This is a genomic window from Streptomyces sp. NPDC102259 (assembly GCF_044766465.1).
Classification (GTDB): Bacteria; Actinomycetota; Actinomycetes; order Streptomycetales; family Streptomycetaceae; genus Streptomyces.
This window is the reverse complement of the sequence record NZ_JBIWMA010000008.1, coordinates 325,897-343,445: the sequence shown is the minus strand read 5'-3', so window position 1 is coordinate 343,445 and position 17,549 is coordinate 325,897. Positions and strand designations below refer to the sequence as shown.

At 70.2% G+C, this 17,549-nt stretch carries 16 protein-coding genes and 1 rRNA gene; 7 read left to right on the top strand and 10 right to left on the bottom strand.

The annotated features are described in order from the left end of the window. Positions 1-93: ribosomal RNA gene (gene rrf, locus ACIRPU_RS21415) — 5S ribosomal RNA — on the top strand; the annotation flags it as partial. 62 nt (positions 94-155) lie between these two features. Then, on the top strand, positions 156-719 hold the full coding sequence (locus tag ACIRPU_RS21410; RefSeq protein WP_403869469.1) for a GNAT family N-acetyltransferase: 564 nt from the start codon (positions 156-158) through the stop codon (positions 717-719). Here the strand turns inward: ACIRPU_RS21410 and ACIRPU_RS21405 are convergent. The 9 genes from ACIRPU_RS21405 to ACIRPU_RS21365 form a co-directional block, all read right to left on the bottom strand. Continuing rightward, positions 708-2,282 carry a type IV secretory system conjugative DNA transfer family protein gene (locus ACIRPU_RS21405; RefSeq protein ID WP_403869466.1) on the bottom strand — a complete coding sequence of 525 codons (1,575 nt, stop codon included), beginning with the start codon at positions 2,280-2,282 and terminating at the stop codon, positions 708-710. The two genes, ACIRPU_RS21410 and ACIRPU_RS21405, sit on opposite strands and share 12 nt — an antisense overlap. A gap of 20 nt (positions 2,283-2,302) precedes the next feature. Next, the gene (locus ACIRPU_RS21400) at positions 2,303-3,733 is read right to left on the bottom strand and encodes an ATP-binding protein (protein ID WP_351766832.1); all 1,431 of its coding nucleotides are present in this window, start codon (positions 3,731-3,733) and stop codon (positions 2,303-2,305) included. A gap of 14 nt (positions 3,734-3,747) precedes the next feature. Next, positions 3,748-5,307, bottom strand: a complete 1,560-nt coding sequence (locus ACIRPU_RS21395) for an SCO6880 family protein (RefSeq protein WP_403869463.1) — start codon at positions 5,305-5,307, stop codon at positions 3,748-3,750. Then, entirely contained in the window at positions 5,304-6,650 is a 1,347-nt protein-coding gene (locus ACIRPU_RS21390; RefSeq protein ID WP_403869460.1) for a hypothetical protein, read from the bottom strand. Before ACIRPU_RS21390 ends, ACIRPU_RS21395 begins: the two co-directional genes overlap by 4 nt. Beyond that, complete coding sequence (locus ACIRPU_RS21385) at positions 6,640-7,491, bottom strand: hypothetical protein (RefSeq protein WP_403869457.1); 852 nt, start codon at positions 7,489-7,491, stop codon at positions 6,640-6,642. Before ACIRPU_RS21385 ends, ACIRPU_RS21390 begins: the two co-directional genes overlap by 11 nt. A 201-nt stretch (positions 7,492-7,692) precedes the next feature. Then, on the bottom strand, positions 7,693-8,001 hold the full coding sequence (locus tag ACIRPU_RS21380) for a hypothetical protein (protein WP_003991275.1): 309 nt from the start codon (positions 7,999-8,001) through the stop codon (positions 7,693-7,695). Positions 8,002-8,411: 410 nt separating this feature from the next. After that, the gene (locus ACIRPU_RS21375; RefSeq protein ID WP_403869454.1) at positions 8,412-9,752 is read right to left on the bottom strand and encodes a peptidase S8; all 1,341 of its coding nucleotides are present in this window, start codon (positions 9,750-9,752) and stop codon (positions 8,412-8,414) included. Positions 9,753-10,190: 438 nt separating this feature from the next. Then, the gene (locus ACIRPU_RS21370; RefSeq protein ID WP_403869451.1) at positions 10,191-11,477 is read right to left on the bottom strand and encodes a PP2C family protein-serine/threonine phosphatase; all 1,287 of its coding nucleotides are present in this window, start codon (positions 11,475-11,477) and stop codon (positions 10,191-10,193) included. Further along, complete coding sequence (locus ACIRPU_RS21365; RefSeq protein WP_403869448.1) at positions 11,474-12,298, bottom strand: alpha/beta fold hydrolase; 825 nt, start codon at positions 12,296-12,298, stop codon at positions 11,474-11,476. Before ACIRPU_RS21365 ends, ACIRPU_RS21370 begins: the two co-directional genes overlap by 4 nt. A gap of 223 nt (positions 12,299-12,521) precedes the next feature. On the opposite strand from ACIRPU_RS21365, the gene ACIRPU_RS21360 reads away from it, so the two are divergent. Together ACIRPU_RS21360 and ACIRPU_RS21355 are read left to right on the top strand one after the other, a co-directional pair. Further along, positions 12,522-13,745, top strand: coding sequence for a phosphatidylserine/phosphatidylglycerophosphate/cardiolipin synthase family protein (locus ACIRPU_RS21360; protein ID WP_403869445.1), 1,224 nt, complete (start codon positions 12,522-12,524; stop codon positions 13,743-13,745). Positions 13,746-13,882: 137 nt separating this feature from the next. Beyond that, positions 13,883-14,053 carry a hypothetical protein gene (locus tag ACIRPU_RS21355; protein ID WP_028807375.1) on the top strand — a complete coding sequence of 57 codons (171 nt, stop codon included), beginning with the start codon at positions 13,883-13,885 and terminating at the stop codon, positions 14,051-14,053. 65 nt (positions 14,054-14,118) lie between these two features. Here ACIRPU_RS21355 and ACIRPU_RS21350 read toward each other — a convergent pair whose 3' ends face one another. Then, complete coding sequence (locus ACIRPU_RS21350) at positions 14,119-14,373, bottom strand: DUF397 domain-containing protein (protein ID WP_403869442.1); 255 nt, start codon at positions 14,371-14,373, stop codon at positions 14,119-14,121. 116 nt (positions 14,374-14,489) lie between these two features. Between ACIRPU_RS21350 and ACIRPU_RS21345 the strand changes: the two genes are divergently transcribed. The 3 genes from ACIRPU_RS21345 to ACIRPU_RS21335 all read left to right on the top strand — a co-directional run bounded on the left by ACIRPU_RS21345 (position 14,490) and on the right by ACIRPU_RS21335 (position 17,548). Next, on the top strand, positions 14,490-15,236 hold the full coding sequence (locus ACIRPU_RS21345; RefSeq protein WP_403869439.1) for a trypsin-like peptidase domain-containing protein: 747 nt from the start codon (positions 14,490-14,492) through the stop codon (positions 15,234-15,236). 425 nt (positions 15,237-15,661) lie between these two features. Then, complete coding sequence (locus ACIRPU_RS21340; RefSeq protein WP_403869436.1) at positions 15,662-16,669, top strand: NlpC/P60 family protein; 1,008 nt, start codon at positions 15,662-15,664, stop codon at positions 16,667-16,669. A 168-nt stretch (positions 16,670-16,837) separates the two neighbouring features. Next, positions 16,838-17,548: a phosphatase PAP2 family protein gene (locus tag ACIRPU_RS21335; RefSeq protein WP_403869433.1), complete on the top strand. Its 711-nt coding sequence runs from the start codon at positions 16,838-16,840 to the stop codon at positions 17,546-17,548. Position 17,549: the final 1 nt, after the last annotated feature.

Sequence of the window (17,549 nt, the reverse complement as noted above, 5' to 3'; positions counted from 1 at the left end):
ACGCCCGGTTACATTCCGAACCCGGAAGCTAAGCCTTACAGCGCCGATGGTACTGCAGGGGGGACCCTGTGGGAGAGTAGGACACCGCCGAACAAATATTACGGGAAACCCCCGCACCTTATGGTGCGGGGGTTTTCTGCGTTACGGTGCTTTATATGTACACGTATATGGTCCGGACCGTAAGGGCTGATGAATGGGCCTCGGTCAAGGCTCTGCGGTTGCTCGCGCTCAGGGATCCGGCGGCGCCGATCGCCTTTCTGGAGACGTATGAGGTGGCTGCGGAGCGGCCCGACGCTTTCTGGCAGGAGCGGGCGGCCGGGGCCGCCGAGGGTGCTTCCGGGGTCCGGCAGTTCATCGCCGAGGCGGAGGAGGGGCAGTGGGCGGGGACGGCCACCATGCTCGTCGAGGAGGCCGGGACCGTCGACTGGGCCGGCTTCCCCGTGGAGCTGCGGCAGGGGCACGTCGTCGGGGTCTATGTGCGAGACGAATGGCGGGGCCGCGGGGTGATACGCGCGCTTCTCGACGCCGCCGTGGACTGGGCCCGGGAGCTGGGGCTCGAACGGGTGCGGCTCATCGTCCACGAGGAGAACCTGCGGGCGCAGGGCGCGTACCGCAAGGCCGGGTTCATACCGAGCGGGCGGACCGTGCCGCTGGGGCCGGGGGTCGAGGAGGCCGAGTACGAGTTCGTCCTCGACAGTGCCGGGGCGTCAGACCGGTAGGTCCTGGTGCGGCCAGCGGGCCTTGGCCTGCTCGCGGGAGCGGAGCAGGGCCAGGGTGGGCATACCGCGGTCGGTACCGGTGGCCAGGAGATCCGGGAGCTGGGGGATCGGAGCCACGGCCGCCACATCGTCGAGGACCAGGGACATTGGTGGGTCGAGGCGACCGGAGGATGACCGTTCGGCCATGCGCCGGCCGCGCTCGACCACGCTGGAGACGAGGGCCGTCAGGAGCGGCATCGCGCCGGGACTGGTCCTGGGGTCCTCGATTGATTCACCGAGCACATAGAGAGTTCCCCCTTCGTCCACGAAGGAATCCAAGGCGAGGGCGTCAGTTCGGTTGGGAGTGCACGCCTCGCGGATGTTGACCGTGGAGAGGGCGGAGAGGGCACGGGACGTCAGTTCCTGAGCGATGTCCCGGCGTTCGGGGTGGGCGGTGAGGGCGGCTTCGAGCTCGCCTGCCGCGCCCGGGGCGGCCTTGGGGTTGGTCCGGAGGGTGCGGACGGCTTCCTGGATTCCGGTGCCCTGGGACCAGCGGTGGACGTGGCGGATGGTGCGGCCGTCGATGGCCGCGGCGTGCAGGTAGCTGCGCAGGAGGGTTTCGGCGGTGTCGCTGACCGCCTGGTCGAGCCGCGAGGCGGGCCGGACGGGCGCGAGGAGCGCGACGGCGCGTGAGATCGCGGTCGGTTTTTCCTCGCAGCCCGTGATGGGGGACCAGTGGAGGCGGGCCGGGGTGTCGCAGAGGTGGCCGGGGTCGTAGAGGTGGACCGGGCCCAGTTTGGCTCTGGCGTCCTTGGTCTCCTGCCAGAGGGCGGGGCTGGAGGTCAGGATGAGGGCGGGGCCCTCGGCGTCGCGGATGGCCTGGGTCGCGGTCGCGTGGCGGGTTTCCGGCGGGACGTAGTGCGCCGCACCCTCGAATCGGTTGGCTTCCCACCCGACGGCCCGTTCACCTGTCGCGGCCGGGAACAGGGCTGCGGCTGCCGAGGGCTGCTGCGACTGGGGAGATTGGGGGGGCGGCGTGAGCGAGGCGTGGTGCGCGGCCGGGGTCGGCTGGAGGGTCTGCGTCGGCGTTGGAGCCGGCGGCTCGACCTCCGTCCTGGGTCCGGTCTCGACCCGCTGGGTCGGCACCTCGTGGTGCGTCGGTGGTGTCACGGTCTCCTGAGCGGGCGTCGGCGACAGGCCCGCGCGCTTTCTCGCTCGTACCGCCCTCCACCGGGCGAGTGTCCCCATCACGAACACCGTGAGGACGAGCAGGATCATCACCTGGCCGATGAACAGGCCCCAGAACAGCCCGTAGCCCGAGAAGTCCGCGGCCTCCGCTTCCGGCCAGGCGCCGGGGATGTCGTGCGGCTTGGCGATCAGGTGGCGCATGGCCAGCGGGGTGCGGGTGAAGGTGACGCCCGAGGGCCAGGAGCCGTGGTGGAAGAGGGCCGCCAGACCGGTCGCCGTCCAGACCAGCAGGGTCATGCCGAGCAGGAACGCGAGTATGCCGACCAGCAGCCCGTCGGGGACGCCTCCCTGACCGTGGCCGGGGCTGCCGTGGCGCTGCTCGTCTCCCGGTCTCATGACGACCCCCCTCTCCCGCGCTACGCCACCGTCGACTCGGACGAGCCGTCCAGGTCGGCCAGGTGCTGTTCCATGAAGGCCGCCGCTCGTCGTTCCTGCTCCAGCTCGGCGGCGAGCAGTGCGTCGTCGTCGGACATGGTGCGGTCGGTGGAGGACTCCGTCATCGCCCGGTCGGTGAAGACCAGGGGCCGTTCCGTCTCGGTGATCAGGTGTTTGACCACCTGCACATTGCCGTTGACGTCCCAGACCGCGATGCCCGGGGTGAGGGTGGGGATGATTTCCACCGCCCACCGCGGCAGGCCGATGACCCGGCCCGTCGCTCTCGCCTCGTCCGCCTTCTGGGCGTAGATCGTCCGGGTCGACGCCATCTTCAGGATGGCCGCCGCCTCCTTCGCCGCCGCTCCGTCCACGACGTCGGACAGGTGGTGGACGACCGCCACGAACGACAGGCCGAGACGCCGGCCGAACTTCAGCAGTCGCTGGAACAGCTGGGCCACGAAGGGGCTGTTGATGATGTGCCAGGCCTCCTCGACCAGGAAGATGCGCTTCTTCCGGTCGGGGCGGATCCAGGTGTGCTCCAGCCAGACCCCGACGATCGCCATCAGGATCGGCATGGCGATCGAGTTGCGGTCGATGTGGGACAAATCGAACACGATCAGCGGAGCGTCCAGGTCGATGCCGACCGTCGTGGGGCCGTCGAACATGCCCCTGAGGTCACCGTCGACCAGGCGGTCCAGGACCAGTGCCACGTCCAGGCCCCAGGCCCGTACGTCGTCTATGGCGACGTTCATCGCCTCCGCCGACTCCGGTTCGGGGTGGCGCAGCTGCTCGACGATGTCGGTCAGGACCGGCTGGCGTTCCACGATCGTCTCGTTGACGTAGGCGTGGGCGACCTTCAGCGCGAAGCCGGAGCGCTCGTCCAGGCCGTGGCCCATCGCCACCTCGATGATGGTGCGCAGCAGCGCGAGCTGGCCGGTCGTGGTGATCGACGGGTCCAGTGGGTTGAGGCGGATGCCGTGGTCCAGGGCGGCCGTCGGGTCCAGGCGGATAGGAGTTATTCCCAGCGCCTGCGCGATGAGGTTCCATTCGCCGACGCCGTCCTCGCCCTGTGCGTCCAGGACGACGACCTGGCGGTCGCGGAAGCGCAGCTGGCGCAGGACGTAGGTCTTCTCCAGCGCCGACTTGCCGTTTCCGGACTCGCCGAGGACCAGCCAGTGCGGGGCCGGGAGTTGCTGGCCGTACAGCTGGAAGGGGTCGTAGATGTAGCCCTTTCCGGAGTAGACCTCGCGGCCGATGATGACGCCGGAGTCGCCGAGGCCGGGGGCGGCCGTGGGCAGGTACACCGCCTGGGCCTGGCCCGTGGAGGTGCGTACCGGCAGTCGGGTCGTCTCGACCTTGCCGAAGAGGAAGGAGGTGAAGGCGTCCGTGAGGATGGACAGCGGATCCCGCATCAGCTCATCAGCCCCTACCTTCGGATTCCGGTGGCGAACGGGAGGGTGTTCACGAACGCCCGGTGGTGCTCTCGGTCGCACCATTCGAGTTTGAGGTACGACTTGCCGGCCGACGCCCTTATCGTGCGTTTGTCGCGGGCGAGGGCCTCGGGATTGCGGGAGGAGACGGTGATGTAGCCGACCAGGTTCACGCCGGCCGCGCCGGACGCCAGGTCCTCGCCGCGCTGGTCGAGTCGGGAGTGGGCCGCCACGTCACGTGGGTCGACGGTGCGGTTCATCTTGGCGGCCCGGCTCGCCTCGGCGTCGTCGTTCGTCTTCTCCGTCAGCATGCGTTCGATGGCTACCTCGGTGGGTTCGAGGTCCATGGTCACGGCGACGGTGCGGATGACGTCCGGGGTGTGGACGAGGAGCGGTGCCAGGAAGTTGACGCCCACCGGGGTCATCGGCCACTCCTTCACCCAGGCCGTGGCATGGCACCAGGGGGCCCGGGTGGACGACTCGCGGGTCTTGGCCTGGAGGTACGTGGGCTCCATGGCGTCCAGTTCGGCCGGCCAGGCGTTGCGCTTCGTCATCGCCTGGATGTGGTCGATGGGGTGGTCCGGGTCGTACATGGAGTGGACGAGGGAGGACAGGCGGCCCTGGCCCAGGGGCTGGCGGACGCGGATGTCCGCCTCCTGGAGGCGGGAGCAGATGTCCGTCAGCTCGCGGGCCATGACCACGGCCAGGCCCGCGTCGCGGTCCAGTTTGCGGCCCGACTGGGGGCGGGCGGCGCGGGCCATGGCGTGGGCCTCGGCGGACAGTTCGCGGGTGAAGTGCATACAGGCGACGAGGTAGGCGCGGTGCTGCTCGCTGCTCGTGGACACCATGGACTGGAGCTGGTCGTAGGAGCGGGCCAGCCAGTCGGGGGACCGCTCGTCCCCGCGGACGGCGACGTCCTTGGCGTGGGCGTCGGGGTCGGCGGGGAGCGTGCGGGCGAGCATCTGGAGCCGGGTGACGAAGCCGTCGCCGTTCGCCACGTGCTTGAGGAGGGTGCCGAAGCGGTCGACCAGGGCCTCCTGGTCCTCGCTGTCGCGCAGGCCGACGCCGGGGCCCTCGATCTCGATGGCGGCCGTCACGGTACGGCGGTCGGCGTGCAGGAGTACGGCGATCTCGTCGGGGCCGAAGGGGGCGGCCAGCCAGTTGATGCGGCCGATGCCCGGGGGCGGGCCGATCTCGATCTCCTGGCCGTCGATCCTGGTGCCCGCCTCCATGACCGTCGAGCGGTAGGTCGTGCCCTGGCGCAGGGTGCGCTTGTAGCTGCGGTTGATCTCGAACCACTTGTAGAACGTGCGGTGTTTGTACGGCACGTAGACGGCGGCCAGCGCGATCATCGGGAAGCCGCTCAGCAGCACGATCCGCAGGGCGAGGACGGGGACGAGGAGGCCGGACATCATGCCGAGGAACGCGCCGACGACGATGAGCGCGATCTCGCCGGACTCGCGGTTGCGGCCGACGATCGCGTTCGGCCGGGCGCGGCCGATCAGATATGTCCGGCGGGGCGTGATCGCGTGGGACACGTGGGAATCAGCCGTCAACGCCCTTCACCTCCCGTGCGGTTGTTGCTGCTGTTGCGGGTGTTGCTCGCGTGCGGGGTGTTGACCGGGCTGCTCGCGCGAGGGGCGGGTGCGGCGGAGGGGACAGATCCGCCGCCCCCGTTCGAGGTGCGCGAGCTGTGCGCGGCGACTCCGCCTGAGGCGGGGTTGGAGGGGCGGGCGCCGGAGGACCCGGACTGACCGCCGCCGTTGTTGTCCGCACGGGTGCTGTGCGTCTTGATGCCCTGGGCGACGAGGGTCGCCGGGGAGCTGATGACGGCCGCCGCCTTGCCCTCGGCGCCCTGCATGATGCGGTTGTTGCGGGAGCCCGCGATCTCGTCGCCGAAGCCGGGGACGAAGCGGTAGATCATCGCGCTGGCGAAGATGGCGAGCAGGATGATGGACAGGCCGGAGACTACGGCGGAGAAGGCGTTCGGGCCGTCGGCGGAGGACAGCGCGCCGGCCAGGCCGAGCACTATCACGATGACCGGTTTGACCAGGATGACGGCGATCATGATGCCGGCCCAGCGGCGGACGTGGCTCCACAGGTTCTTGTCGACCAGGCCCGCGTAGACGACCGTGCCGAGCAGGGCGCCCACGTAGAGGAGGGCGGCCCGGATGACGAGCTCCAGCCACAGCACTCCGGCCGCGAGGATCGACACCAGGGACACCACGATCAGCATGATCGGGCCGCCGCCGATGTCCTCTCCCTTGGAGAGGGCCGCGGAGAAGGTGCCGAAGAACGTGTCGGTCTGGTTGCCGGTGGTCTTCGCGAGGACGTCGGTGATGCCGTCCGTGGCGGAGACGACCGTGTAGAGGATGAGAGGGGTGAAGGCGGAGGCCAGGACGGTCAGCCAGAGGAAGCCGACGGCTTCGCCGATGGCGGTGGTGAGGGGGACTCCGCGCACCGCCCTCTTGGCGACGGCCAGCAGCCACAGCAGGAGGGTCAGGACGGTCGAGGCGGCGAAGACGACGGCGTACTGCTGGAGGAACCGCTCGTTGGTGAAGTCGACGGTCGCCGTCTCCTTCACCGCCTCGCTGAGCTTGTCCACGGTCCAGGACGCGGCGTCGGCACAGCCCTTGGCGAGGGAGGAGAGGGGGTCGAGGGTGTCGGAGACGCCGGGGTTGGTGGTGGCGCCCGAGCCCGCGTTGCCCTTCTCGCAGTACTTCTTGGCCTCGCCGGAGATGAGGCTGCAGTCCAGGCTGTCGGACGGAGAGGGCGACGACGAGGGCGACGGGTCGGGTGTCGGGGCCGCGAAGGCACGGGTGGCCAGCAGGACGGCCGAGGTCTGGACGGCCGTCACGGCTCCGGCGAGCGTGAGCAGGCGGCGCGGGTTAGCGGGCATACGTGAACCCTCCGTACTCCTCGATGGCCTTGCTGATCTCGTCGGAGGTGGCGGCCTGGTCGTCGCCGGGGACCGGGGCGGGGCCGTCCTTCTGCTCGTCGCTGACGATCTTCCAGTCACCGTCGGTCCACTGGAGGTCGAAGGTCCAGGTCTTCCAGGACGAGGTGACGGGGTCGGTCGAGCTCGTCCCGGACATGCCGATGAGGCCCAGGTACCAGACGGCGACCTTGGCGGTAGCGGTGGAGTAGGCCTGGGGCGTGGTTCCCACCGGCACCACTCGCGAGACGAAGGTGTCGCCCTGCGGGGCGTTGCCGTCGGCGTCCAGGCCCATCTTCGCGAGGAAGTCGGTCGTGTACGCCTGGTCCATGGCGCCTTGCAGCTTCGCCGCCGCGGCGGTGGTGTAGATGGTGTCGACGAGGGTGTGCCGGTTGTCCGTGCGGAACATCGCGGTTGAGCCGAGCGCCACCGCGTAGTTGGCGGCGGCCGACTGGGCACCCTGTTGGGTGTGTGCGAACCCGGAGGGAATGCCGCCCGTCTTCGTGTCCACCGGCTTGGTTCCGGTCGCGGCTGTGCTCGTGGCGTTCGGCTTGTCGCCGGTCGGGCTGTTGGCCGAGGTCGACGAGGGGTCGTCTCCTCCGCGGTTCGCGAAGGCGATCGCCGCGATGAGGAGGACGACGACGCCGACCACCGTGACCAGGCTCCGGGAGGACGAGCGGCCGCCGCCTCTGCGGGCGCCGCCGTAGGGGTCGTTCTCGGGCAGCCGCAGGCGGGTCCGGCCGTACCCCTGACCCTCGTCGGAGCGCGCGGATTCGCCGTAGTCGTGTTCGTCGCCGGGAGTCATGCCGCGTGGGCCCCCTCGCTGCCGTACCGGGACGCGTACAAGTACGACGGTAGCCGTGCTGGTTCCCGCGCGGGCGCGGTGTGGTGACTCGACATCAGGGACATCAGGGAAACGCAACCTCAGCCGGTGGGCACGACAGGTGGGTGGGGGTTGTGGGCCGGGCGTGCCCGGACGGGACTGGGGGTGGTGCGGAGGCCGCGGCTACACGGCCATGCCGTACACGATGGTGAACAGCGTCCCGAGGGAGCCGATGATGAAGACCCCCGTCAGCCCGGCGATGATGAGGCCCTTGCCCTGTTCCGCACTGAAGGTGTCCCGCAGGGCGGTCGCGCCGATGCGCTGCTTGGCCGCGCCCCAGATGGCGATGCCGAGGCAGAGGAGGATGGCGACCGCCATCACGACCTCGATCATCACCTTGGCCTCGTTGCCCAGGCTGCCGAAGGGCCCCCAGTCCGGAGCGATCCCGCCGATGATGGTGTTGATGTCGCCCTTGTCGGCCGCAAACAGCATGTAAGTCACCGCCCCTGGTGGGTAGTTCCGCGGATCCTCCGCGGGTGTGCAGAGGTCACGCCTCATTCTCGCCGACAAAGTCGCCGTCGTATGTCGACTTGACGCCATTGACGGACCGGATTCGTACGAATAGCTCGTATGGTCACTCTGTGTATCACGGCAGGTCACGCCGGGCAATGAGGCCGGAGCGGAACCTGTGGTGTGGTTCCGTCGTTAGCCCACTTCACGGCCCTGTGCCGTTTCTGACGGCTGGTCGGGTGAGCGTACGTTTCGATGTTCTCATGACGTGGCGCACACCGGGCATGGCGAACGGGCCGCGGCTGGATGCCGAGGCCCGTTCGTCCTTTCACCACGTGTGGCCCCCACGGCCCACGGTGGCTGTTCTGTTGTGGCGGAGGGGTGACGCCAGGTCAGCCGGTGAAGGCGTCCGTGCCCTGCGGGGTGCCGAGGCCGGTCGGGCCGTCGTAGCCCGACTTGGCGGTGCAGAGGTAGGCGGCGCTGGAGGAGCAGGTGCCGTTGCTGCCGCTGGTGACGTCGTTCAGGGCGGAGGTGCCGACGGCCGCGTAGGGGTACGAGGCCGGGTAGTCGCTGCTGCCGGGGGTGCCGGCGAGGGCGTAGACCGCGGCGATGATGGGCGCGGAGGCGCTGGTGCCGCCGAAGGTGTACCAGCCGGCGGTGACGCCGTAGGAGTCGTAGACCGAGACGCCGGTCGCGGGGTCGGCCACGGCCGAGACGTCGGAGATGGTGCGCTTCGCGCAGCCGGTGTCGGTCTGCCAGGTCGGCTTGGTGTCGTAGGCGGAGCAGCCGGAGCCGGTGCCCTCGGTGGAACTGGTGTTCCAGACCTTCTCGGTCCAGCCACGGGTCGTGGAGGACGTGGACAGGGCGGTGCCGCCGACGGAGGTCACGTACTTGGAGGCGGCCGGGTACTCGGCGCCGTAGCCCTCGTCGCCCGCGCTGACGGTGATGGCGACGCCCGCGTGCTTGAAGTACGAGGTGTCGTACGACGTGTCGGAGGACGACTCGGAGCCGCCGTAGCTGTTGGAGACGAACTTCGCGCCCAGCGTCACGGCCTCGTTCACGGCCTTGCCGAGGTTGGCCATGGACGAGGAGGTGGCCTCGACGAGCAGGATGTTGCAGTTCGGGCAGACGGCGCTGGCCATGTCGAGGTCGAGGGACTCCTCCTCGGCCCAGCCGCTGTCGGCGGTGGGCAGGGAGGTCGTGGAGCCGGTCTGGCCGACCTTCTTGAAGCAGCCGTTGGCGACCGTGCAGGCGGGCAGGCCGTAGTACGTGCGGTACTTGGCGAGGTCGGCGGCGGCGTTCGGGTCGTCGTAGGCGTCGACGATGGCGATGGTCTCGCCGGAGCCGTTGTCCGAGGCGGCGTCGGTCAGGCCGTAGGCGTCCTGGAGGTCGGACGGGCCGTAGCCGGTGGGGCTCGCGGCGGCGGCCTTCGGGGTGACCTTGGCGGTCTTGCCGGTCGCGGCGGCGCGTTCCTTCTGGAAGGCCGTGGTGCCGCCGGTCACGCGGAAGGAGTTGCAGGCCAGGTCACCCTTGTGCTTGGGGGTGGCACAGGGGGTGGCCGCCCAAGTGACCGTGGAGGGCGTGGTCTTGGCGGTGGCCGTGGGTGCCGCGCTCGCGTGGGCCGCGGTGCCGAATCCGGCGAGCACGAGGGCGGCGGCGCCGAGGGCCGAGGCGCCGATGCGGCGCCATCTGCCCGATATGGGGGAGGAGTTGGGGGAAGTCGTCGTACGCAACGGACAGCTCCTGAAGATGGGGTGACAGGGGCGGTGCGGGTGGGGGGTGGTGCGTGCCACCGGTACGTGGTCCCCGGTGGCGGGCGGCGGCCCGCCGACGACTGTTCTCTTGTTGAGTACGCGACAACAAGACAGGTGGCGGAATCCTGACTTCCGCCTTACTGAAGGGGGTTCGGGGATTGCTGATCAATGGCGGGCGGATGGTGCGGCGATGGCCGACGCTTGACCTCGGGCCCGCCGGGGTCGCCCTCTTCCGCGCGGACGCCCCCGGAGCCGGGGCACGGCACGGGCGGGACTGACGCTGCCGCGGCCGGGACGCGGGGGGAGTGGGGGACGGGTGCGGACTTCGGCGTGGTCGCCTCAGGGACGTGGCACGGGGCGCGGTGCGGGCGGCTTCGGCTGCTTGCGGGGTGGCTCGGGTGTGGGCGGTGAGCCGACTTACCGCTGCGCTTCGCCGGCAGGCGGGGGCACAGGCACGCTGATGGCGAGGACGGCGGTGTCGTCCTCGACGCCGGCGCCGAAGGTGTCGAGCAGGTCGCGGATCGCGGCGACGGCGCCGGACGCGGTGGTGGGCGCGAGAGCCTGGGCGAAGTCGAGGAGCGCTTCGTCCCCGTAGCGGTCGTCGTCGCTGTTCGCTGCCGTGTGGGCTTCGGTGAGGCCGTCGGTGTGGAGCAGCAGGGTGTCGCCCGCCTCCAGGTGGACGGTGGTGGTGGCGATGTGGGCGTCGGGCAGGACCCCGATGAGCTGTCCGCCGGGGGTGTCCAGGTGGCCGACGCTTCCGTCCGCCCGCAGGAGCAGAGCCGGGGGGTGGCCGCCGCCGGCCAGGGTGACGCGGAAGCCGCCATGCTCGGTGTCGGGGGTGAGCAGTCCGAAGACGACGGTGCAGAACCGGGGGTCGTCGCCGTTGTACTCGTGGTTGAGGACGGTGTTGAGGTTGGTCAGGACGGCGACCGGGTCAGGGTCGTAGACGGCGGCGGCACGAAGGGTGTAGCGGGCCAGGGAGGTGACGGCCGCCGCCGCGGCGCCCTTGCCGCACACATCGCCCAGGAACAGTCCCCACGTCCCCGCGGCGAGCGGGAAGAGGTCGTAGAAGTCGCCGCCGACCTTGTCGGGGGAGGCGATGTGGTAGTGCGCGTCCACGTCCAGGCCGGGCACGTTCACCAGCGCCGGAGGCAGCAGGGTCTGTTGCAGGGTGGCGTTGAGACGCTTGAGCTCTTCGCGCTCGTGCTCTGCCTGCTGCCGGGCGCGCAGCAGTTCGGTCTCATAGGCGCGCCGGTCGCGGGCGTCGAAGACGGTGGTGCGGATCAGTATCGGCCGCCCGTCGCTGCCGGACTTGACCGTGGAGGTGACCAGCACGGGCAGCCGTCCGCCGTCCGCCGCCTTGAGCTCCAGGGCGATCCCGCTGATCTCGCCCTGCATGCGCAGCAGCGGGCCGAAGTGGGTCTCGTGGTAGAGACGGCCCCCCACGGTGAGCAGGTCGGAGAACGTCCTGCGGCCCACCAGATCGTCGCGGGCGTAGCCGAGCCAGTTCAGCAGGGTCGTGTTGACCTTTGCGATCGTGCCGTCCAGGAGGGTGGACAGGAAGCCGCACGGCGCGTGCTCGTACAGGTCCTCGGCATTGTCCTCGATCAGCGGGGAGAACGTCGCCCTGGCGTCGTCCGGCCGCTCCTCGGGACGCGGGCGCCCGCCGCTCCCGCCGTGCCCGTCGCCGGTCCCGCACGTCATCGCAGAGCTCTGACGAAGTCGATGATCGCGGCAGCCGTTTCCTCCGGTGCGGCGAGCTGGGGGCAGTGGCCGGTCGCGTTCAGGGTGACCAGCCGGCTTCCGGGAATCCGCGACCGCACGAACGCTCCCACTTCCGGGGGCGCTATCGCATCGCTGGAGCACTGCGCGACCAGGGTGGGGACGGTGACCCCGGCGAGGTCGTCGCGGTTGTCGGACAGGAACGTCACCCGGGCGAAGACGCGGGCGATCTCCGGGTCGGTGCGGCAGAAGCTGTTGGTCAGTTCCGCACCCAGTTCGGGACGCTCGGGGTTACCCATGATGACCGGGGCCATGGTGCCTGACCAGCCAAGATAGTTCGCATCCAGTGATCCCAGGAGTTCGTCGATGTCCTCGGCGCTGAACCCGCCGCGGTAGCCGGTGGCCGGATCGTCGATGAAACACGGGGACGGGGCGAGCAGCACCAGACCGGCGAACGCCTCCGGCTCCCGCGCGGCGGCCAGTACGCCCATCATCGCGCTCACCGAGTGCCCCACGAACGTCACCGGGCCGAGCGCCAGCTCATGGCAGATCTCCAGCACGTCGTCGGCGTAGCCCTCCACCGTGGCGTAGCGCTCCTTGTTCCACGCCGACAGATCGGAGCGCCCGGCTCCCACATGGTCGAAGGCGACCACGGTGAAGTCGCGTTCCAGGAGGGGCACCACCAGACGCCACATGTTCTGGTCGCACCCGAATCCGTGCGCCAGCATCACGACCGGGCCCCCGGCGTGGCCGGACACCGTCACGTGGTTCCTGCTCCGCACGGTCGTACGACGCACAGTCATACGTCACATTCTCGCAGAGCGCTCTCTTCGCGGTCGGTAACGGCAAACGCCCCCTGCCTCACGCCGGGCGTGCGGATCGTCACCGAGGGTGAGGGGGTCGACGGGCGGGTGGCACCCGCGCCGGGCGGGCCGGGGTGCGGGAGTAAAGTCTGCTCGCCGCGTCCCGTGCCGGACCGGGCAGCGCGGCTCCCTTGTCGTCTGTGGGCGCCGGCCAGGTGACGTCATGACCAGTACGCAGGACCGGCCCGAGCTGACCGAATCCGCCGCCGACGCGTCGGCACCGGAGCGGGTCCAGGAGCGCGCAGCGCGGATACGGCGTCGTCTGGAGCGGCTGATCGGCATCGCGGCGACCGAGGGCAACGCGCTCACCGCCCTGCGCAACGGGGACGAGATCTTTCCGGCGATGCTGGCGGCCATCCGGTCCGCCGAGCACACCGTGGACATGATGACGTTCGTGTACTGGAGGGGGGACATCGCCCGCGAGTTCGCGCGGGCGCTGGCCGACCGGGCCCGGGCGGGCGTGCGGGTGCGGCTGCTGCTGGACGGGTTCGGCAGCCGGCTGATCGAGAAGGAACTGCTGGCGGAGATGGAGCAGGCCGGGGTGCAGGTGGCCTGGTTCCGCAGACCCCTGACCCTTTCGCCCTTCAAGCAGAACCACCGCTGCCACCGCAAGGTCCTCGTCGTGGACGAGCAGACGGCCTTCACCGGCGGGGTCGGCATCGCCGAGGAGTGGTGCGGCAACGCCCGCAACGAGCGGGAGTGGCGCGACACCCATGTGGAGGTCCGTGGGCCGGCCGTGGACGGCGTCGCCGCCGCCTTCGCGCAGAACTGGGCCGAATGCCACGACGAGCTCTTCGACGACAGCGACCGGTTCGTCCCGCACCGCCCGCAGGGCGACGCGGTGGTGCAGGTGGTGCGCGGATCGGCCAGCTTCGGCTGGCAGGACATGCAGACCCTGATCCGGGTGATGCTGGAGTCGGCCGAGGACCGCTTCCGGCTGGCCACCGCCTACTTCTCACCGGACGTCTTCTTCATCGAACTGTTGTGCGCCACCGCCCGGCGGGGTGTGGAGGTGGAGATCCTGCTGCCCGGCCCGCACACCGACAAGCGGGTCTGCCAGCTGGCCGGCCAGCACTACTACGAGGAGCTCACGGCCTGTGGCGTGAAGATCTACCAGTACCAGCCGACGATGATGCACGCGAAGGTCATCACCGTCGACGGCGTCGCCGCACTGGTGGGTTCGACCAACTTCAACCGCAGGTCCCTCGACCACGACGAGGAGATCATGCTCGCCGTGCTGGACCAGGAGTTCACGGCCACGCTCGACGGCCACTTCGACGAGGACCTGAAGGCCGCGGCGCTGATCCGCGAGGGGCGCTGGAAGCGGCGTTCCGCGCTGCAGCGGGCGCGCGAGGTCGCCGTCCTGCCCATCCGCCGCTTTCTGTGAATCCCGCGAAGCCCATGTAGGGGCGAAGCGCATGTGTGGGCGAACCGTATTCCCGGGAATCTCGCGCATATGCATTCAGGATTTGAGGGCGTGAAGGGGATTTCGTGGGGCACATGATTGATCGGAGGTTGATAATCATGGTTCCCCTGCTTGTTGTTCTGCTTCTCGCCCTGATCCTTTTCGGTGCCGGTTTCGCCCTCAAGGCACTCTGGTGGATAGCCGTCATCGTTCTGGCGGTCTGGCTGGTGGGCTTCGTGGTCCGCCCCGCCGGACACGGTGGCCGCAAGGGCCGCTGGTACCGCTGGTAGTCAAGACACCGGTACGAAGGGCCCCGTCGGCCATTGCCCACGGGGCCCTTCGGTATGCCGTCGTTCTATTCGTTCCTGTCGTTTTCCCATACGCCCTCGACGAAGTGATCGAATTCGCCTGCCTGAACGCCCAGTACGAACGCGTCCCACTTTCTTCGGTTCGTCGTGACGACGTTCCCCGGGTCGTTGGTCACGCGGAGGTGGACGGGAGCCTCGCCGTCGTCTCCCTCGCCGAAGGCGATCTCGATCCAGGGGCCGGGTCCGGTCGCGTCCGGCGGGGCGGCGCGGGTCCAGATGAGGTCGGAAGGGATGTCAGCCACCCGCCCACGGTAGACCCCGCCCCGCAGGAAAGGTGCTGGGGGCGGAGTGCGGGTAGCGTCGTGGGGGAAGCATGCGTCTGACGTTTCTCTCACCTTCGTGGGACACAGTGAACCCGATGAAGCGAAACGCCCTGCTCGGCGCGGTCGTTCTGCTGGCCGTCACCTCCGCCTCCGAGGCGGCCGCCGACGGTGGGCCCGGCCCCCTGGGGGTGACGGCCGTAGCGGCGGCCACGGCGCAGTCCGCGCGGGTCGGCGCGCTGTTCACCGCCGCCGACGCCGACGCCGGGAAACTCGCCGGTGAGCACTTCTGCACCGCCTCCGTCGTGCACAGCCCGCACCACGACCTCGTCGTCACCGCGGCGCACTGCCTCAGCGGGGCGGGCGAGCTGGTCTTCGCCCCCGGCTACCGGGACGGCAAGGCCCCCTACGGGATCTGGCGGGTCGAGCGGGTCTTCCTGCCCGACGGGTGGGCGCGGGGACAGGACGAGGACAGCGATGTGGCGTTCGCCGTCCTCGACGGGCGGGGCGGTGCGGGCGTCGAGGACGTGGTCGGCGGCAACCGGTTCGCGACGCGTACGGCCACCGGGGCGACCGCCGTGACCGTCACCGGCTACCCCGACTCCCTCGAGGTGCCGGTCCGCTGCACGAACCGGCCCACCGCCCACAACCCCACCCAGCAGCGCATCGACTGCCCCGACCTCACCGGCGGGACCAGCGGCAGCCCCTGGGTGAACGGCGACGGGGAGGTGGTCGGCGTCCTCGGCGGGCACGAACAGGGCGGGGCGACGGCCGACATCTCGTACAGCGTGGTCCTGGGGTCGGAGGCCGCGGAGCTCTACCGGGACGCGGCCTCCGACCCCTGAGGCGGCACGTGACGCTGTGGACGAGCTGGGTGGTCAGCGCGTAGCGCGCGCCGCCGACCGCCGGCGAGCCGGCCGTCGTCGGCGGAGGACGAGGGAGAAGGGCTGCTGACCGGTCGTCAGGGCCGCCCGGACGGACGGTGTCTCGTCCGGGTGCCGCTCGCGGAGCGTGCGCCAACGGCGGTTGCCGGTTGTCCGAGCCCGAACTCCGGTGCCCGCGTTGCCCGATCATGGTGACGGACGGGGAATCCCGGACCGACCGCTGGTGGGTGCTTGAACCGACCCGGGGCCGCCCTTTGCGTGACGCGTTCCCTCCGCCCCGACGGTGACGCGCGGAGAAGTCCGGCCCGACGCTGTTCGTGATCACCCCGCGGCACGGGAGCCGCCTCTACACTGTCGGGGGCGGACTCCTGGGCGGCGAGGGGCGGTTGACGGTGCGTAAGGCGTGGATCGTGGCGACCGCTGCCGTCAGTGCCGGCGCCGCCTTCATGATGGCGCTCGTCATCGGGGTGTACCTCGTCGGCGGGAGCGCCACGAGCGGGGTGGGCGGTGCGGGCAGGGCACTGGCCAAGGGCGCGGTGCCCGCCGCCTACCAGGCACTCGTGGAGAAGTGGGGCAACCGGTGCTCCGCCATCAACCCCGCGCTGCTCGCCGCCCAGCTCTACCAGGAGAGCGGGTTCAACCCGAGGGCGCAGAGCGCCGCCGCCGCGCAGGGGATAGCGCAGTTCATCCCGGGCACCTGGGCCACGCACGGCATCGACGGCGACGGCGACGGCGACCGCGACGTCTGGGACCCGAATGACGCGATTCCGTCGGCCGCGTCGTACGACTGCCAGCTCGCCTCGTACGTGAAGGACGTCCCCGGCGACATCACGCACAACATGCTCGCCGCCTACAACGCGGGGGCCTACGCGGTCATCAGGTACGGGGGCGTGCCGCCGTACAGCGAGACCCGGAACTACGTGAAGACGATCACGACGCTTGCGGAGTCCTTCGCCGCGCCCGTCAGCCGGGTGGATCCGTCCGAGCAGGCCGCCGGGGCCATCTACTACGCCCAGAAGAAGCTCGGCACGCCCTATCTCTGGGGCGGCAACGGCACCGCTGACCAGGGAGGACGGTTCGACTGCTCCGGGCTGTCCAAGGCCGCCTACGAGAGCGTCGGGATCACGCTGCCGCGGGTCGCCAACGACCAGTACAACGCGGGGCCGCATCCGCGGCGCAGCGAGCTGCTGCCGGGTGACCTGGTGTTCTTCTCCACCGATCCGAACAACTCGCGGGCCATCCACCACGTGGGGATCTACGTGGGGGGCGGGTACATGATCAACGCGCCCTACACGGGGGCCGTCATCCGCTTCGACCCCATCGACACGGCCGAGTACTTCGGGGCCACGCGGGTCACCGAAGATGGCGCGAAAGCGCTCCCCACGACCGTCTGAGGGATCTCCGCACCGGGCCCCTGAGCTGCGGGGATCTATCTCTCTTCGATAACGTCTGAGTGATCATTCAGTGGAGAGTGGAACGTATCAACCGGGGCCGTGCGTTCCTGTTGGTGCGGGCGCATGTGAGGTGTGCCGAGCAGAACACGACGAAGGGGCCGCAGCACCATGGCTGGACTCGCCGAATCCGGGTCGAACCCCGACGTCGACCTGCTCTATGACATCAACGGGCTGGCCAAGGACGCTCCCCACTGGCTCGACCGCACCGTCGAGTTCGTGGGCGAGTACGGGCTGCTGCTCGCCATGCTGCTGCTGATCGTGTGGTGCTGGTGGGGGGTCAGACGGCGGCCCGGCGGGGCCGAGGAGGCCGCGTCCTCCGTCGCCGCCCTGATCTGGGCGCCGCTCGCCGCCGGCGTCGCCGTGCTGGTGAACGTGCCGATACGGGGATTCGTCGAGCGGCCCCGGCCCTTTCTCGACCATCAGGGGCTGGAGGTGCTCGTCTCCGGCAAGACCGACTACTCCTTCGTGAGCGACCACGCCACCCTCACGATGGCCATGGCCGTCGGGCTGTTCGTCGCCCACCGCAGGTTCGGGCTCGTCGGGATAGGGATCGCCCTGCTCGAGGGGTTCTGCCGGATCTACATGGGCGTGCACTATCCGACGGACGTCGTGGGCGGGTTCGCGCTCGGGACCGCGGTGGCCCTGCTGCTGTCGCCCGTCGCCTCCATGCTGCTCACCCCCGTGCTGAAGGCCGTCGACCGGTCGCCCCGGGTCGGCTGGGTCGTGCGCAGCCGGGCCGCCCGGGCCGGGCAGCGGGACGGGTTCATCCCCGGGGCGCGGACCGACGTCGCCGCCGAGGAGCGGGACCTCGCGGCCTAGA

Bases quoted from the DNA above. Each gene is read 5' to 3' on its own strand.
- ACIRPU_RS21410 (WP_403869469.1), top strand. From the start codon at position 156: ATGTACACGTATATGGTCCGGACCGTAAGGGCTGATGAATGGGCCTCG.
- ACIRPU_RS21405 (WP_403869466.1), bottom strand. From the start codon at position 2,282: ATGAGACCGGGAGACGAGCAGCGCCACGGCAGCCCCGGCCACGGTCAG.
- ACIRPU_RS21400 (WP_351766832.1), bottom strand. From the start codon at position 3,733: ATGCGGGATCCGCTGTCCATCCTCACGGACGCCTTCACCTCCTTCCTC.
- ACIRPU_RS21390 (WP_403869460.1), bottom strand. From the start codon at position 6,650: ATGCCCGCTAACCCGCGCCGCCTGCTCACGCTCGCCGGAGCCGTGACG.
- ACIRPU_RS21385 (WP_403869457.1), bottom strand. From the start codon at position 7,491: ATGACTCCCGGCGACGAACACGACTACGGCGAATCCGCGCGCTCCGAC.
- ACIRPU_RS21380 (WP_003991275.1), bottom strand. From the start codon at position 8,001: ATGCTGTTTGCGGCCGACAAGGGCGACATCAACACCATCATCGGCGGG.
- ACIRPU_RS21370 (WP_403869451.1), bottom strand. From the start codon at position 11,477: ATGACGTGCGGGACCGGCGACGGGCACGGCGGGAGCGGCGGGCGCCCG.
- ACIRPU_RS21365 (WP_403869448.1), bottom strand. From the start codon at position 12,298: ATGACTGTGCGTCGTACGACCGTGCGGAGCAGGAACCACGTGACGGTG.
- ACIRPU_RS21360 (WP_403869445.1), top strand. From the start codon at position 12,522: ATGACCAGTACGCAGGACCGGCCCGAGCTGACCGAATCCGCCGCCGAC.
- ACIRPU_RS21355 (WP_028807375.1), top strand. From the start codon at position 13,883: ATGGTTCCCCTGCTTGTTGTTCTGCTTCTCGCCCTGATCCTTTTCGGT.
- ACIRPU_RS21345 (WP_403869439.1), top strand. From the start codon at position 14,490: ATGAAGCGAAACGCCCTGCTCGGCGCGGTCGTTCTGCTGGCCGTCACC.
- ACIRPU_RS21335 (WP_403869433.1), top strand. From the start codon at position 16,838: ATGGCTGGACTCGCCGAATCCGGGTCGAACCCCGACGTCGACCTGCTC.